The following is a 15279-nucleotide window of genomic DNA, read 5'->3' on the forward strand; positions in this document are numbered from 1 at the left end:
GGCTGTTTTCTTTATGTCTCTCATTTTACGACTACATTTTCCGCCCCCAGCGTCTCCCGTGCCTCCTCGACCAAGGCTTTGTGGAGCAGCACCTGGGTTGCGTAGACCTTCCGGGTATCCGCCATCACCATTTTGACCTGGGTCGTACCGGGGAACATGTTGAACACCAGCTTCATATGCCGTACCGCCGGGTCGTCGATGCTGGGGAATTTCAAATACAGTGTGCTCCCCTGCACCCGCTTCTCCCCTTTGGGCTGCGGCTGGGGCTTGGGCGGCAGGCCGCCCTCCACCGTGGACAGCGGATAGGCGGAATCGCACATGATCTGGGGTGCCTTTTCATCCCGGACGGACAGCCGCCCCTTCACCACGACGGCCTGATTTTCCTTCAAATAGGCGCCGCAGGTATCCAGCACCCGGGAAAAACACAGCAGCTCCATGGCGGCGGTATCGTCCTCTACCGTCACATAGGCCATCAGGCTGTTGTTTTTGGTGGTCTTGGTCTTGCTGGAGGTCACCACGCCGGCGATGGTGATGCGCTGGTTGTCCGCAAAGCGCACCGGGCCGCCCTCCTGGGCAAAATCCTCCAGAATCGAGCCGATGGACGGCGCGTTCAGCTTCCGCACAATGTCCCGGTACTGGTCCATGGGGTGGCCGGAAAGGTAGAGGCCTGTGGTCTCCTTCTCCATGGTCATCAGTTCCTGGGCGGTATACTCCGGAATGTCCGGCAAGGGGATCTCCTTCACAGTGTTTGCGGTGGAATTGCCGGCGGCCATGGAGAAAAAGTCCATCTGCCCTTCTAGGTTCTGCCGCTGCTGGGCGGCGATGGAGTCCATCACCGTCTCGTAGACCTTGACAAGCTGGGAGCGGCGGGCTCCGGTGGAGTCAAAGGCCCCCGCCCGAATGAGGTTCTCCACCGCCCGCTTGTTCATGTCGCTGCCCATCATCCGTGCGCAGAAGTCGTGGAGGGATGTGAAAGGCCCGTTCTCCCGCTCCCGCATGACAGCCTGAATGAAGCCCCGGCCAATGTTTTTGATTGCCACCAAGCCGAAGCGGATACCGCCCTCCTCCACGGTAAAGCGGTCGGAGGAACGGTTGATGTCCGGCGGCAGCAGGGCGATGCCGCAATCCTTGCACTCGTTGATATAGCCCGCCACCTTGTCGGAGTTGTCCAGCACAGAGGTCAACAGTGCCGCCATATACTCCTTTGTAAAGTGACATTTGAAGTACGCCGTCTGGTAGGCCACCACCGCGTAGGAGACGGCGTGGGCCTTGTTGAAAGCGTAGTTGGCAAAATCGTAAATTTCCTGGTAAATGGCCTCGGCAGTCGCCTCCGGGATGCCGTTTGCAACACAGCCCGAAATACCCCGCTCCGGGTCGCCGTGGATGAAGGCGTCCTTCTCCTTTTGGATCTGGGCGGCCTTTTTCTTGGAAATGGCCCGGCGCACCATGTCCGCCTGGCCCAGGGAGTAGCCGCCCAGCTGCTGAAAGATTTGGATGACCTGCTCCTGGTACACGATGCATCCATAGGTGATGGACAAAATCGGCTCCAGAGACGGGTGCTTGTAGGTGATGAGCTTGGGATTCTGCTTGCAGGCGATAAACCGGGGAATGGAGTCCATAGGCCCGGGACGGTACAGGGCGATGATTGCGGTGATGTCCTCAATGTTCTGGGGCTTCAATCCCACGCAGACCCCGGTCATGCCGGTGGATTCCATCTGGAACACGCCGCTGGTCTGGCCCCGGGAGATCATCTCAAAGGTCTCCTTGTCGTCCTCGGGGATGTCCTCCAGCCGGAAGTCTGGCTGGTGCTCCTGCACCATTTTCACCGCGTCGTCCAGCACCGTCAGGTTCCGCAGGCCCAGAAAGTCCATTTTCAGCAGGCCCAGCTCCTCCAGTGTCGTCATGACGTACTGACACACCACCGCCTCGTCGTTTTTCGCCAGGGGCACATACTCGTACACCGGCCGTTTCGTAATGACCACGCCGGCGGCGTGGGTGGATGCGTGGCGGGGCATTCCCTCCAGGGCTTTGGCGGTGTCGATGAGCTTTCTCACCCGCTCGTCGGTATCGTAGAGGTCAGACAGGGGCTTGCTCAGCCGCAGGGCGTCGTCCAGGGTGATATGCAGGGTATTGGGCACCTGCTTGGCGATCTGGTCCACCTCGGCGTAGGGAATGTTCATGACCCGACCCACGTCCCGGATGACACCCCGGGCGGCCATGGTGCCGAAGGTGACGATCTGGGCCACATGGTCATCGCCGTACTTGCGGCGGACGTAATCCACCACCTCGCCCCGGCGGGTGTCGCCGAAATCCATGTCAATATCCGGCATACTGACCCGCTCCGGATTCAAAAAGCGCTCGAAGTACAGGCTGTATTGCATGGGGTCAATGTCCGTGATATGCAGGCAATAACTGACCATGGAGCCCGCCGCGCTGCCGCGGCCCGGGCCCACGGGAATACCGACGCTCTTGGCATAGCGAACGAAGTCGGAAACGATCAGAAAATAGTCCGTAAAGCCCATCTTCTCGATCATATCCTGCTCGTATTGGAGCTGGCCCCGGTACTGGTCGTTCTCTCCGTACCGCTCCTTGTAGCCCTCGTCGCAGAGCTTTTTCAGATAGGAAAAGCTGTCATAGCCCGGAGGAAGCTGGAATTCCGGCAGATGGTACTTGCCGAAGGTAAATTCCAGATTGCACATCTCCGCGATTTTGGCGGTGTTTTCCATGGCGCCTTCATAATCCTCAAACAGCTCCGCCATCTCCGCCTCGCTGCGGAGGTAAAAGTTCTGTGGCTCATAGCGCATCCGGTTCTCGTCATCCAGGGTCTTTCCGGTCTGGATGCACAGCAGCACATCATGGGCCTCGGCGTCCTCTTTGCGCAGATAGTGCGCGTCATTGGTGCATACCATGGGGATGCCGGTCTCCCGGTGGATGCGCAAAACACTCTGGTTGACGACTGCCTGGTCCCGGATACCATGATCCTGAAGTTCCAGGTAGAAATGCTCCGGGCCGAAAATCTCCTGCATTTGCAGGGCGTAATTCTTGGCGTTCTCATACTCGCCGTTCCGCAGCATCCGGGGGATCTCACCCGCGAGACACGCGGACAGGGCGATCAGGCCCTTGCTGTGCTCCCGCAAAAGGGCCAGATCGATACGGGGCTTGATATAAAAGCCCTCCGTCCAGGCCATGGAGACCATGTAGGAGAGGTTGCGGTAGCCCTCCTCATTCTCGCACAGCAGCACCAGATGACGGCTCTCCGCATCGAACTCGTGGATCTTCTCAAACCGGGAGCGGCCTTTGGGCGTCATATACACCTCACAGCCGATGATGGGCTTGACGCCCTCGGTCTTGCAGGCGCGGTAAAAGTCAATGACGCCGTACATCACGCCGTGGTCAGTGATGGCGCAGGCGGTCTGTCCCAGCTCCTTCACCACCTTGGGCAGGTCCCGGATGCGGCAGGCGCCGTCCAGCAGGCTGTATTCCGTATGAACATGTAAATGGACGAAGGACATGGTACGCTCCTGTTCTTTTATTCTTCTCTCAGCAGTCCGAAAAGCCGCACGCCGAACGATCCGGCCAGGATCAAGCGATCACCGGTCCGCGCCGCGTGAAAGCAATTCACCGTTCTGCCCGCTTTCTTTTCCGCATCTTCAGCCACGCTCTGCCAGCATTGCCTCAACGATCTCCACAGCGGTGACGACCATAATGGCGCAGTGGCCCGTCAGACCCAGCGTCTTGGCGGCAGGCGTGGTGTCATCCGGGGTAAATTTGTTTTTCAGCAGATCCTGGCAGCGGAGCGCGCCGAATTTCTCGGAAAACCGCTTTTGCAGCTCTTTTGCCTGGGCCACCGTCCGCTTTTTGCTGCCCACAGGATCCGTCATGTCAACAGGCGTCAGAAGGCCCAGCGCCATGATAGCGCCGGAAAGCGCGCCGCACAGCTCTCCCGTACCCGCGCCGCTGCCGAAACCGCCGCCCAGGTCAAAGCTGGCCTGCTCGGACAGGCCCGTTAAATCAGAAAACGCCGCCAGCACACTCTGACAGCAGTTATAGCCCTGCTTATGATAGTTGTCTGCCAATTCACACCGGTTTGTATGCATGCCTGATTCTCTCCTTTAAAACATTCTTTCAGAAATCGCTTTCCGCAAATAAACAGTCAGATGCGTCCGCCTTGCCGTATGTACAGATCAGCGTCAGGGAAAGGCAAACGCACGGCAGCAAGTTTATCAGCTTTACAGTCCTTTTGCCAGCTCCAAAATTTTTCGCAGCCGGTGGTTCAAACAGGATTTGCTCACCGGCGGGTCAAATTCTTCCGCCAGTTCACTGAGGGTCAGCTCCGGATTTTCCAGGCGAAGCGCCGCCGTCAACTGCAGCTTGTCCGGCAGCTGCTCCAAAAGGCCGGCCGTCTGAAGGGCGCGGATGGCCTCCAGCTGTTCCTGGGAGGCCAGGACCGCCTTGTCCAGATTTGCGCTGTCGCAGTTCAGCCGCCGGTTCACGCTGTTCCGCAGGTCCTTTTCCAGTTTGGCGCTCATCACGTTCATGGCCGCCACCGGAGCGCCGATCATCGTGAGAAAGTCCTCGATCTGGTCGCTCTGCTTGAAATAGGTCACAAAGCTGCCGTTTCGGGACACGCTTTTCGGTGGATAGCCGCACTCCCGCAGCAGCACATCCAGCTCCCGGCTGGCCTGTGCATGGGATGTCGTCAGCTCCAAATGATAGCGCTTCAGAGGATCGGTAATGCTCCCCCCGGCAAAGAAGATGCCCCGCAGGAAGGAAGCGCGGCAGCACTCCTCCTCCAGCATGGCGAAGTTGACGTGCAGCACCAGATTCTGCCGGGGATCATAGCCCAGCAGGTTTGTGATATGATCCAATTTCTTTCGGTCCGTGATCTGGAACACCATCTTGCCCTCTGCCCCAGGTTCCGGCTGGCGGTCAAAGTGAAGATTGAACGCCCGGTGGAACAGCTTCGGAAGGCGTGCGGCAAAGTTGGGATTCTCCGTGATGATACGGACCTCCGTGGAGCTGAACGTGTTGCAGTAGAGCAGGATACCGTAGGCCTCCGCCCGGGCGCAGCACAGCTTCTGAACCGGCAGGCGGCATAATTCATTTTTTGTATCGAATGAAAATGACATAAGTTCCCTTTCGTCACTGTTTTCGCTCAAGACGGTAGCTGTCCTTCCGGAAGTCCTCTCCGGCGATGCGAACGCTCCGCTCCGCGTGAAGCAGGATCAGCTCCCGGGCCAGATTTTCCGAATGGTGGCGGACGTAGCCGTTCTCCACTGTGGCGATGGGCCGGCTCACCAGCTCCACGCCCAGCGCGGCGCAGCGCCCCGCGTCATACCGCAATGGCTCCGCCCCCTCCTGGGCATACCGGGCCGCCACATCCCGGGGGATCGGCGAGGAATTGGTCAGGCACAGGTCAAACAGTCCCGGCGCTGAGTGCTGGAAAATCGCCGCGATGTGGTCGGAGGCGGTATAGCCCTCCGTCTCCCCCTCCTGGGTCATCACATTGGCGACATAGACCTTCAGCGCCTGGGACGACTGGATTGCCTCCACGATGCCGTCCACAAGCAGATTGGGGATGATGCTGGTATAAAGGCTCCCTGGCCCCAGGATCAGCAGGTCCGCCTCCCGGATGGCGTCCATGGCCTCCGGCAGCGCCTTGGGATGCTCCGGAATCAGGTGCACCTTGGTGATCCGGCAGTCCTCTTTCTTTTTGCAGTAAAAGATTTTGGATTCCCCAACCACCGACGCACCGTTTTCAAACTCCGCTTCCAGCTGCACGTCGGCGGTGGTCACAGGCAATACCCGGCCCGTGATCGCCAGGACTTCGCTCATCCGGCGCACCGCCGTGTCAAAGGATGGAGAGATCCCGTTAAGAGCAGCCAAAAACAGGTTTCCGAAGCTCTGTCCCGCCAGGGACCCTTCGGTAAAGCGGTAGTGCATCAGCTCGCTCATCAGCGGCTCCGTGTTGGCCAGGGCCTCCAGGCAGTTGCGGATGTCCCCCGGAGGAGGCATCCCCAAGTCCTGGCGCAGCATCCCGCTGCCGCCGCCGTCATCCGCCACCGTGACGATGGCGGAGATATTTTCCGTATAGCGTTTTAAGCCCCGCAGCATATTGGACAGCCCATGTCCGCCGCCGATGACGGCGATCCTGGGCCCTCTCGCCTTGGGGGACAGACCGCGCAGTCTTTCCATGTGGCTCCTTTCCCGTCAGCTGCCGCGGCTCATGTCCCGGTGGTTCTCCGTCACCTGATAGCCAAGGCCCCTGATAAATTCCGCCAAAGCGTGTGTGACCGCCACGGAGCGGTGGTGGCCGCCGGTGCAGCCCACCGCGATAACAAGCGAGGTTTTCCCCTCCTCCGCATACAGCGGCAGGGTGAAGGACAGCAGGTCCTCCAGACGTTTCATGCACCCCTGGGTCTGCTGGAAGGAAAACACATAGTCGCTGACCGCCTGATCCAAGCCCGTCTGGGGGCGCAGTTCCTCCATGTAAAAGGGATTGGGCATAAAGCGCACATCAAAAACCAGGTCCGCCTCCAGGGGCAGGCCGTATTTGTAGCCGAAGGAGGTGACGCTGACGGTCATGCCGCCCTTCTCCCCCGCCTCTCCGAACAATCGCAGCAGTTCGCCCCGGAGCTGGGCAGTAGAGGTGTGGGAGGTGTCGATCACGTAATCCGCCCGCTCCCGCACCGGCTGCATCAGCTCCCGCTCCCGGTGGACAGCCTCCGCCAGAGAGTCCGTCTGGTCCGCCAGGGGATGACGGCGGCGGGTCTCCTTGTACCGCTTGATGATGACCTCCGGCGCCGCCTCCAGGAACAGCATCCGGCAGGCGCCCTCCATGGCCCGCAGCTTATCCAGCACATCGAACAGCTCCGTGAAGGAATTGGCCGTCCGCACATCGTACACCAGGGCCACCCGGTCATACCGGCCATTGCCCCCGGCGCAGAATTCGGCGAATTTCAAAATCATGGCGGCAGGCATGTTGTCCACGATATAAAAGCCCATGTCCTCCAGATAGGACGCCGCCTTGCTCTTTCCCGCGCCGGACAGTCCGGAGATGATAAGAATATCCATGTTTAACGCCTCTCTCAATGGATGATACGGACCTCCGGCTCCAGCCGGACGCCCTTTTCCGCGTATACACGGTCCTGCACCTGCCGGATGACCGCCAGAACATCCGCTGCTGTGGCGGTGCCGGTGTTGATGACGAAGCCCGCGTGCTTCTCGCTGACCTGGGCGCCGCCCACGGTCAGGCCCTTCAGTCCGCTACTCTCGATAAGCGTCCCGGCAAAATAGCCTGCGGGCCGTTTGAAGGTACTGCCCGCGCTGGGATATTCCAGCGGCTGGCTGGCCTTGCGGCGGGCCATCAGCTCCCGCATCCTGGCCCGAATGGTCTCCCGGTCACCGGGGACCAGACGGAACGTCGCCCGCAGCACCACCGCGTCAGGATGGTCGGACAGCAGGCTGTGGCGGTAAGAAAAGTCCATCTCCCCGCAGGAGAGGGTCTTAATGCCCTCCTCCGGGAACAGGACGGTCACACGCTCGATGACCTGCTTCATCTCCCCATCGTAAGCGCCGGCGTTCATGCACACCGCGCCGCCCACCGTGCCGGGGATGCCGTGGGCAAATTCCAGTCCCGTCAAACCCTGTTTGCAGGCAAAGTCCGCGAGGCGCGCCAGGGATACCCCCGCTTCCGCCGTCAGGGTGTCCGGCTCTGTGCCCGGCTCCAGCCGGTTCAGCCCGGCGGAGGTATCGATCACCAGGCGGTCCAGGCCCTCGTCCGGGGCCAGCAGGTTCGTGCCGTTGCCGATGACCAGCGGCCGCGCGCCGCATTCCCGGGCACGGTCCAGCAGCAGTACCAGCTGCTCACCGCTGGCAGGAAACGCCATCCGCTTCGCCGGACCGCCCACCCGGAAAGAGGTATGGCGGCTCATGGGCTCGTCATTGGTGATCTTCAGGTCCGGCAGATACTCCGCCGTCCATTGGTCAAGTTCTGTCTCCCAAGACATGGAAAGACCTCCCAGAAAAATCAGATTGCCCGGCCCAACATGGCCGCGCCGATGATGCCGGCGTCATTGCCCAGCTCGGCCCGCACGATATGGGGCACCTGGCCCACATGTCGGGCATAGCATTCCCTGGCCACGATCTCCCGCACAGGGTCCAGCAGCAAATACTCCGGCGCGGCGGCCACGCCGCCGCCCAGTGCCACGGCCTCGGGGTGCAGGATGTTCACCAGGTCTGTCAAACCGGAAGCCAGATATTCAGCATAGCTGCGGCACACCGCCAGGGCGGTCTCGTCACCCTGCTCCGCCGCCTGAAAGGACGTCCGCCCGTCCACGGCGCCGTTTTGGGCGGCCACCTGGTGGAGAAGGCTCTCAGGATGGGCCTTCATCGCCTCTGTTGTTTCCCGGATCAGGCCGGTGGCGGAGGCGTAGGCCTCCCAGCAGCCCCGGCGTCCGCAGTTGCAGGGGACACCGTCCTTCTGCACGACGATGTGGCCCACCTCGCCTCCGGCGCCGCATCCGCTGTACAGCTTGCCGTTCAGGATCATGCCGCCGCCCACGCCGGTGCCCAGGGTGATAACAATAAAATGCTTGGTGCCCCGGCCCACGCCGCAGCTCCACTCGCCCACGGCGGCGCAGTCCGCATCGTTGCCCAACAGCACAGGCAGGTTCAGATGCTGCCGGAACAGCTTCTCCAGCGGTACATTCTTCATGGGGATGTTGGCGGTATATAAAATATCTCCGCCGGCCACGGCGCCGGGAATGCCAATGCCCACATATTCCACATCCTGTGCCGCCGCGCCGCCGGAGGCCATGACCGCTTTTGCCAGCGACGCCAGTGTGTCTGCAAAGCTCTCCGGCCCCCGGAAGTCCAGGGGCGTGCGTTCTACTGCCAGAATCGTCCCGCTCTGATCCACAAGGCCGGCCTTTAAATTTGTGCCGCCCACATCGATCCCAATATACACGTTTTCTCTCCTCCAAAGTCATCAAATCTTTCCGCTGCCAAGATCCGCCCGCAGATCCACCCGCTGGGCCAGGTCCCGGGCGGCGTTATAGCCGAATTTCCGGTGCCGGTTGTTCATCGCCGCCACCTCAACAATGCTGGCCAGGTTCCGGCCCGGCCGCACCGGAATGGTGACGATAGGCACCTGAACATCCAGAATATCCGTAAAGTGGTCCTCAATGCCAAGGCGGTCATAGAACTTCGTCTGGTCCCACTGCTCAAAGTGGACCACCAGATCCAACTGGGACTCCACTTTGATCGCCCGCATCCCAAACAGCTGCCGCACGTCGATAACGCCGATGCCCCGCAGTTCAATGTAGTGCCGGATGACCTCCGGGGCGGTGCCGATCAGCTGGTTGGAAATACGCCGCAGCTCCACCGCGTCGTCCGCCACCAGACGGTGGCCCCGCATGATCAGCTCGATAGCCGCCTCGCTCTTGCCGACGCCGGAGTCGCCGGTGATCATGACGCCCTCGCCGTAAATATCCAGCAGGACGCCGTGCCGGGTAACGCAGGGGGCCAATACGCGGTTCAAATACTCGATCGTATGGCTGGTGAAATCCACAGTGGTCTCCTGGGTACGCAGCAGCGTCCGCTCATGCTCCCGGGCGCTCTCCAGGCACTCCGGGAAGCAGTCCAGTCCCCGGGAGATCACCAGCGCGGGAATGTCATACTGAAACAGGTCGTCAAAGCATTTGCGGCGCTGTTCTGCCGTCAGACTTCCCAGGTAGGTGACCTCGGCCTTGCCGATGACCTGCAAACGCCGGGGATCGAAATAATCGTAGAAATCGTGGAACTGAAGCCCCGGCCGGTTGACATCCGTGATGGTCAGCCGGGCGGAATCATAGCCGCTCCCCTGGTTCAGCACTTCCAGGTCAAAGGTCTTGACAAATTCTGTGATCTTCAATCCGTTTTCACTCATAAAAGTTTCCCTCGTCTTTCCGGCGCGGAGTCCACCGCACCCGTTTCCACACTCCTGCGAACACCCGGCTGGGGTGGCAGAAAATCAGTCGTTTAAAATTGCTTTTATTATATATGAATTTCCCTGATTCCGCAACACCTTCCCCATTTTCGGCCGCAGCAAAATACCCGCAAAATTTCTTCATATTTTTTGAAAATTCTTCTTGCATTTTGGGAATGATTCTGTTATTATATCAAACGTGCCTATGAAAGTTGGCATGGAAGTACGCAACAGCAAGGAGGTGCAACGGATGGCAAAGTGCGAGTTCTGCGACAAGGGCGTGACCTTCGGTATTCAGGTTTCTCACTCTCATCGGCGTTCCAATCGTCCCTGGAAGCCCAATGTGAAGCGTGTGAAGGCGATCGTCAACGGTTCCCCCCGCCATGTGTATGTTTGTACCCGGTGTATGCGTTCCGGTAAGGTCACCAGAGCGATCTAACGTTGGACAAACAAAAATCCCGGACATTTGTCCGGGATTTCTTTTTTTCAAAAACCCGTGGAAACGCCGCTTCCACGGGTTTTTTATTTTAAGGATGTACGGCGGGCCGGCGCTCCGCCAGCTCTTCCAGGAAATGGACCGCGCCGCGATTGGAAGACGGCACCTCTGTCCGCAGGACCGTACCGGGCAGAGAAAACTCCGCCATCAGGCAGTCCGTATACTGGGGATTCTGCGTAAGAGAAACACCCTGTAACGATGTCCACGGGATGGAGGTAAACTCGGCGCTGTACTTCTGCTCTCCTTTCCGCTCCGGCTTGCCGCTGCGCAGCAGCAGCATTTCCCGGTCATTGTGGAGATACAGCGTCCCGGCAAATTCCTCCGGCTTTGTCCAGGGAAACCGTTTCCCCGTCCGAACCGCGCTCCAGCAGGGCTGGTAGGCGTCCAGCGCAAAGGCCGTTCCCTGTTCCCGCAGATCCCGCATCTGGTTATAAAGCCAGATATCCACCTGCTCCTCCCGCAGGTCCGGGTCGCCCCGGAGGCCGGCCGGAGCCGCGTTTTCCGCCGGGTACTCTCCGCGGAGCAGCTCCGCGAACTTCCGCATGACCGAAGCGGACACGGTGTTGTAGCGGATCTCCGTGCCGCCATCCTGCCCATAAATCGTGCAGATACCGAGAAGCAGCCTCTGGTACAGCCGGACGCCGGTGACTTCCCTCAGGGGAACAACCGTGCTCTCCACCGTTTTTTCCCGCCGGGTCCAGACGTAAACGGCTTCATCATCCGCTCCCACCACCTGGTCATAGAGGTCCATGTCCGGGGTGGCCTTCCGCCGCTCAATATTCCGGGGGATCTTGAACAGCATCCGATACGCCCGGCTGCTGTCCACATAGGGCACGAACAGCGGCGGCAGCGGATGGTCCCCATCGATCTCATAGACCCATGGGCCAAAAGCATCATATTCTGAAACTCGCATATCCGGAACCCCCCTTTTCCCTTACATCCAGGTGGTTTCCAGCAATTCGTCCTTCTTGGCGCGGGTCATCAGCTCCGTCACCACTTCCCGGACATTTTTGCCCTGGTACAGCACCTCGTAAGCGCAGCGGCAGATGGGCATGTCCACGCCCTCCCGCTCCGCCAGCTGGTGGATGCTCTCGGCGGCGTAGTAGCCCTCCACCACCGCGCCGACCTCCTCCATGGCCTGCTGGACGGTCCTGCCCTGGCCGATGAGGATGCCCGCCCGGTTGTTCCGGGAGTGCATGGAGGTGCAGGTGACGATCAGGTCGCCCATCCCCGCCAGGCCGCCGAATGTGCGGCGGGTGCCGCCCAGCTGCTCGCCCAAACGGGTCAGCTCCGCCATAGCGCGCGTCATCAGCAGGGCCTTGGTGTTGTCCTGGAATCCCAGGCCGGTGCAGATGCCGCAGCTCAGGGCCACCACGTTTTTCAGCGCCGCCGCCAGCTCCACGCCCACGATGTCGTAGCTGGTATAGATGCGGAAGTAGTCGTTCATAAAGGTGTCCTGGACAAAACGGGCTGCCGTCCGATCCGGGCAGGCAGACACGCAGCCGGTGGGCATCCGAATCCCCACTTCCTCTGCGTGGGAGGGGCCGGAAAGCGCAACTACTTTACAGATATTCCCGGTCACTTCCTGCAGAACCTGGCTCATGCGCAGGTTCGTATCCCGCTCGATGCCCTTGGAGACCGTGACCAAAATGCTGTCCGGCCGCAGATAGGGCGCCATTTTTTTGCCCGTCTCCCGGACGGCAAAGGACGGCGGCGCGGACACCACCATATCCGCCCCCTCCAGGCAGGAAAGGTCGCTGGTGATCTGGAGGCCATCCGGCAGGCGGACCCCCTTCAGCAGAGGATTTTCCCGTGTCCGGGCCATTTGAGCGGCCTTCTCCGGGCTGTGGGACCAGAGATATGTGTCGTGACCGTTGTCGCAGAGGACCTGGCTCAGGGCCGTGCCCCAGCCGCCGCTGCCTAACACCACTGCTTTCATGGCCGTTCCTCCTATTTTTTATGATGCAGGCTGAACTTATTTTCCGTACCGTTCAGGAGCCGCTTGATATTGGCCCGGTGCTGCCAGACCACCAGTCCGCCGCAGGCGAAAGCCAAAACGACGATAAGAGGATCAGTGTAGCAGTACCAGGAGATAAACGGGAAGCTGGCCCCGGCCCACAGGGAGCCCAGGGATACGTACCGGGTCAGGACGGTCAAAATCAGGAACCCGCCCCAGACCACCAGGGCAATGCGCCAGTCGATCATCAGCGCGATGGTGCCGCCGGAGAGGATGCCCTTGCCGCCCTTGAAGTGGAACATGCAGGGGAACATATGACCCAGCAGGCAGAACAGAGCAGCCCAGTATTTGCCTAACAGCGCATTTCCCATCATTCCAAAAATCCATGCGCCGATCAGGACGGCAATCACCGCCTTCAGCACGTCGCACAAGATCACCACAGCGGTCAGAGGGCCTCCGAAGGTCCGGTAAAAGTTGGTCAGTCCCGCGTTGCCGCTGCCATGGGTGCGCACATCATCCCGCAGGATATATTTGGATACGATGACAGCGCCGTTAAAGCAGCCAAGGAAATAAGAAACAATCGCGAGGCCGCCATAGTAAATGAAAATGGTCAGCCACCAATTTTCGCCCATGACTCACTCCTCCTTATCGCCCTTCTGCCGGATGGACATGATCACAGGGGTGCCCTCCAGACCAAAGGTGTTGCGGATGCAGTTCTCCAGATACCGCCGGTAGGAGAAGTGGAACAGCCGGGAATCGTTGCAGAAGATGACGAAATGGGGCGGACGGATGCCCACCTGGGTCATATAATAAATTTTCAGCCGGCGGCCCTTGTCCGTGGGAGGCTGCACCCGGGTCTGGGCATCCTCCAGGACGTTGTTCAGCATCCCCGTGGTGATGCGGACGCTGGCCTGGTTCGACACGTAGTCGATCATGTCAAACAGCTTGTCCACCCGCTGGCCGGTCTTGGCAGAGATGAACATAATGGGGGCATAGGTCATAAAGGCCAGGTCCTGCCGGACTTTTTCCCGCATTTTGTCCATGGTCTTGTCGTCTTTTTCCACAAGGTCCCACTTGTTGATGACGATAATGCTGGCCTTGCCCGCCTCATGGGCCAGGCCAGCCACCTTGGTGTCCTGCTCCGTGACGCCCTCGGTGGCGTCGATCATGATGAGGCACACATCGCTGCGCTCAATGGCCATGGTAGCGCGAAGGACGCTGTACTTCTCGATGTCCTCCTCCACCTTGGACTTCTTGCGGATACCGGCGGTGTCGATGAAGACGAACTTGCCCTTGTCGTTTTCAAAGCGGGAGTCGATAGCGTCCCGGGTGGTGCCCGCCACGTCGGAGACGATGACCCGGTTCTCCCCCAAGATCTTGTTCACCAGGGAGGATTTACCCGCGTTGGGCTTGCCGATGACCGCCACCTTGATGGCATCGTCCTCTTCCTCCTCTTCCTCCTCCGGCGGGAAATACCGGACGCAGGCGTCCAGCAGGTCTCCGGTGCCGTGACCGTGGACAGCGGAAACGGCGATGGGGTCGCCCAGGCCCAGGTTATAAAACTCGTAAAAATCGGGGTCCGGCACGCCGGTGGAGTCCATCTTGTTCACCGCCAGCACGATGGGCTTTCCGCTGCGCAGCAGCATGTTGGCCACTTCATGGTCGGAGGCGGTGAGGCCCGTCTTAATATCCGTCAGAAACACGATAACGGTGGCGTTTTCAATGGCGATCTGGGCCTGGTCCCGCATGAATTCCAAAATCTGGTTATCCGTACGGGGCTCGATGCCTCCGGTGTCGATGAGGGTAAACTTCCGGCCGTTCCAGTCGGTCTCCCCGTAAATGCGGTCCCGGGTGACGCCCGGGGTATCCTCCACGATCGAAAGCCGCTTGCCGATCAGCTTATTGAACAGCATGGACTTGCCCACATTGGGGCGGCCCACGATGGCAACGATGGGTTTCATCGGCTCTCACATCCTTTCTTGATTTCATAGTAAAGCAAGTATATTATACCCGCCCACAGGCAGGTTAGCAAGACAAAAAGTAAGGAGGGAAGAATGTCTTCCCTCCTAAAGCAAGCTTCCTTATTTTGCGACGACGGACTTGACAACCTTGACCTCGCGGCCATTGTAGTAACCGCACTCCTGGCACATTCTGTGAGGCAGGTGCAGCGCACCGCATTTGGGGCAAGCAACGAGACCGGGAGCCTCCAGCTTCCAAACGGAGCTGCGGCGCTTGTCGCGTCTTGCTTTGGATACTTTTCCCTTAGGTACTGCCATTGTGACACCTCCTTGATCTTTCAAAGGCCCGGAACCGTGCCCGTCCTTATTTTTACTTTATTTCTCCAAAAGCTTGGCCAGGACCGCCAGCCGGGGATCGGTCTCCTTTTTACAGGAGCAGGGGCCGAGGTTCAGATCGGCGCCGCACCGGGGGCAGAGTCCCTTGCAATCTTCTGAACACAGAGTTTTCGTGTCCATGTCGAGGATGAACGCGGTGCGGGCCAACTCGCCCACATCCACCATGCCGTCCTCCAGAAGCTCGATCTCGTCGTTGTCCTCGTTCTGGAGTTCCTCCGCCAGCATACAGGCAAAGGGCACATCCTTGTCCTGTTTGAACGCCTTGCCGCAGCGGTCGCACACGGCGTCCAGCGTGGTCCGGGCATTCAATGTCAGCTCCAGGATACCCGCCGTATTGCGGACTTCTCCGCGGACGGCCACCGGGCGGCTGACCGGATACCGGCCGGAAAATTCCATGTCGGAAAGGTCCAGTTCAAACTGGAAATCCAACTGCTTTCCGGGGGTGTTCAGGATGGGTTTTACGTTCAAAAGCATAAGCTACCTCGCAATGACACGGTTAGTATTA

The 15279-nt window shown here is 59.8% G+C and carries 15 protein-coding genes; 1 reads left to right on the forward strand and 14 read right to left on the reverse strand.

All coding sequences use genetic code 11. From position 1 onward, the window contains the following. Nucleotides 1-20: 20 nt before the first annotated feature. From JQM68_RS09030 to hprK, 8 genes are all read right to left on the reverse strand, one after another. Nucleotides 21-3512, reverse strand: a complete 3492-nt coding sequence (locus tag JQM68_RS09030) for a DNA polymerase III subunit alpha (protein WP_235222683.1) — start codon at nt 3510-3512, stop codon at nt 21-23. Between the two features lie 138 nt (nt 3513-3650). Beyond that, on the reverse strand, nt 3651-4097 hold the full coding sequence (locus tag JQM68_RS09035) for a C-GCAxxG-C-C family protein (protein WP_235222684.1): 447 nt from the start codon (nt 4095-4097) through the stop codon (nt 3651-3653). 132 nt (nt 4098-4229) lie between these two features. After that, on the reverse strand, nt 4230-5129 hold the full coding sequence (gene whiA, locus JQM68_RS09040) for a DNA-binding protein WhiA (protein WP_235222685.1): 900 nt from the start codon (nt 5127-5129) through the stop codon (nt 4230-4232). 13 nt (nt 5130-5142) lie between these two features. Then, on the reverse strand, nt 5143-6195 hold the full coding sequence (locus JQM68_RS09045; protein WP_235222686.1) for a gluconeogenesis factor YvcK family protein: 1053 nt from the start codon (nt 6193-6195) through the stop codon (nt 5143-5145). 15 nt (nt 6196-6210) lie between these two features. Next, nucleotides 6211-7074 (reverse strand): RNase adapter RapZ, encoded by an 864-nt coding sequence (gene rapZ / locus JQM68_RS09050; RefSeq protein WP_235222687.1) that lies wholly within the window; start codon nt 7072-7074, stop codon nt 6211-6213. Nucleotides 7075-7088: 14 nt separating this feature from the next. After that, nucleotides 7089-8009 carry a UDP-N-acetylmuramate dehydrogenase gene (gene murB, locus JQM68_RS09055; protein ID WP_235222688.1) on the reverse strand — a complete coding sequence of 307 codons (921 nt, stop codon included), beginning with the start codon at nt 8007-8009 and terminating at the stop codon, nt 7089-7091. Between the two features lie 20 nt (nt 8010-8029). Further along, the gene (locus JQM68_RS09060; protein WP_235222689.1) at nt 8030-8968 is read right to left on the reverse strand and encodes an ROK family protein; all 939 of its coding nucleotides are present in this window, start codon (nt 8966-8968) and stop codon (nt 8030-8032) included. Nucleotides 8969-8989: 21 nt separating this feature from the next. Then, the gene (gene hprK / locus JQM68_RS09065; protein WP_235222690.1) at nt 8990-9928 is read right to left on the reverse strand and encodes an HPr(Ser) kinase/phosphatase; all 939 of its coding nucleotides are present in this window, start codon (nt 9926-9928) and stop codon (nt 8990-8992) included. Nucleotides 9929-10217: 289 nt separating this feature from the next. On the opposite strand from hprK, the gene rpmB reads away from it, so the two are divergent. Continuing rightward, nucleotides 10218-10406, forward strand: coding sequence for a 50S ribosomal protein L28 (gene rpmB / locus JQM68_RS09070; RefSeq protein ID WP_091130221.1), 189 nt, complete (start codon nt 10218-10220; stop codon nt 10404-10406). Between the two features lie 88 nt (nt 10407-10494). Here the strand turns inward: rpmB and JQM68_RS09075 are convergent, their stop codons facing one another. From JQM68_RS09075 to JQM68_RS09100, 6 genes are all read right to left on the reverse strand, one after another. Beyond that, nucleotides 10495-11376, reverse strand: coding sequence for a hypothetical protein (locus tag JQM68_RS09075; protein WP_235222691.1), 882 nt, complete (start codon nt 11374-11376; stop codon nt 10495-10497). Between the two features lie 21 nt (nt 11377-11397). Next, entirely contained in the window at nt 11398-12402 is a 1005-nt protein-coding gene (locus JQM68_RS09080) for an NAD(P)H-dependent glycerol-3-phosphate dehydrogenase (protein ID WP_235222692.1), read from the reverse strand. A gap of 11 nt (nt 12403-12413) precedes the next feature. Continuing rightward, the gene (plsY, locus tag JQM68_RS09085) at nt 12414-13052 is read right to left on the reverse strand and encodes a glycerol-3-phosphate 1-O-acyltransferase PlsY (RefSeq protein WP_235222693.1); all 639 of its coding nucleotides are present in this window, start codon (nt 13050-13052) and stop codon (nt 12414-12416) included. Nucleotides 13053-13055: 3 nt separating this feature from the next. Then, a complete protein-coding gene (gene der, locus JQM68_RS09090) occupies nt 13056-14381 on the reverse strand; it encodes a ribosome biogenesis GTPase Der (RefSeq protein ID WP_235222694.1) in 1326 nt (441 codons plus the stop codon). A gap of 120 nt (nt 14382-14501) precedes the next feature. Continuing rightward, nucleotides 14502-14696: a 50S ribosomal protein L32 gene (gene rpmF, locus JQM68_RS09095; protein WP_235222695.1), complete on the reverse strand. Its 195-nt coding sequence runs from the start codon at nt 14694-14696 to the stop codon at nt 14502-14504. A gap of 57 nt (nt 14697-14753) precedes the next feature. Then, the gene (locus JQM68_RS09100) at nt 14754-15248 is read right to left on the reverse strand and encodes a YceD family protein (RefSeq protein WP_235222696.1); all 495 of its coding nucleotides are present in this window, start codon (nt 15246-15248) and stop codon (nt 14754-14756) included. Nucleotides 15249-15279 lie beyond the last annotated feature (31 nt).

It is taken from the genome of Oscillibacter valericigenes (assembly GCF_021531435.1).
Taxonomy (GTDB): domain Bacteria; phylum Bacillota; class Clostridia; order Oscillospirales; family Oscillospiraceae; genus Oscillibacter; species Oscillibacter valericigenes_B.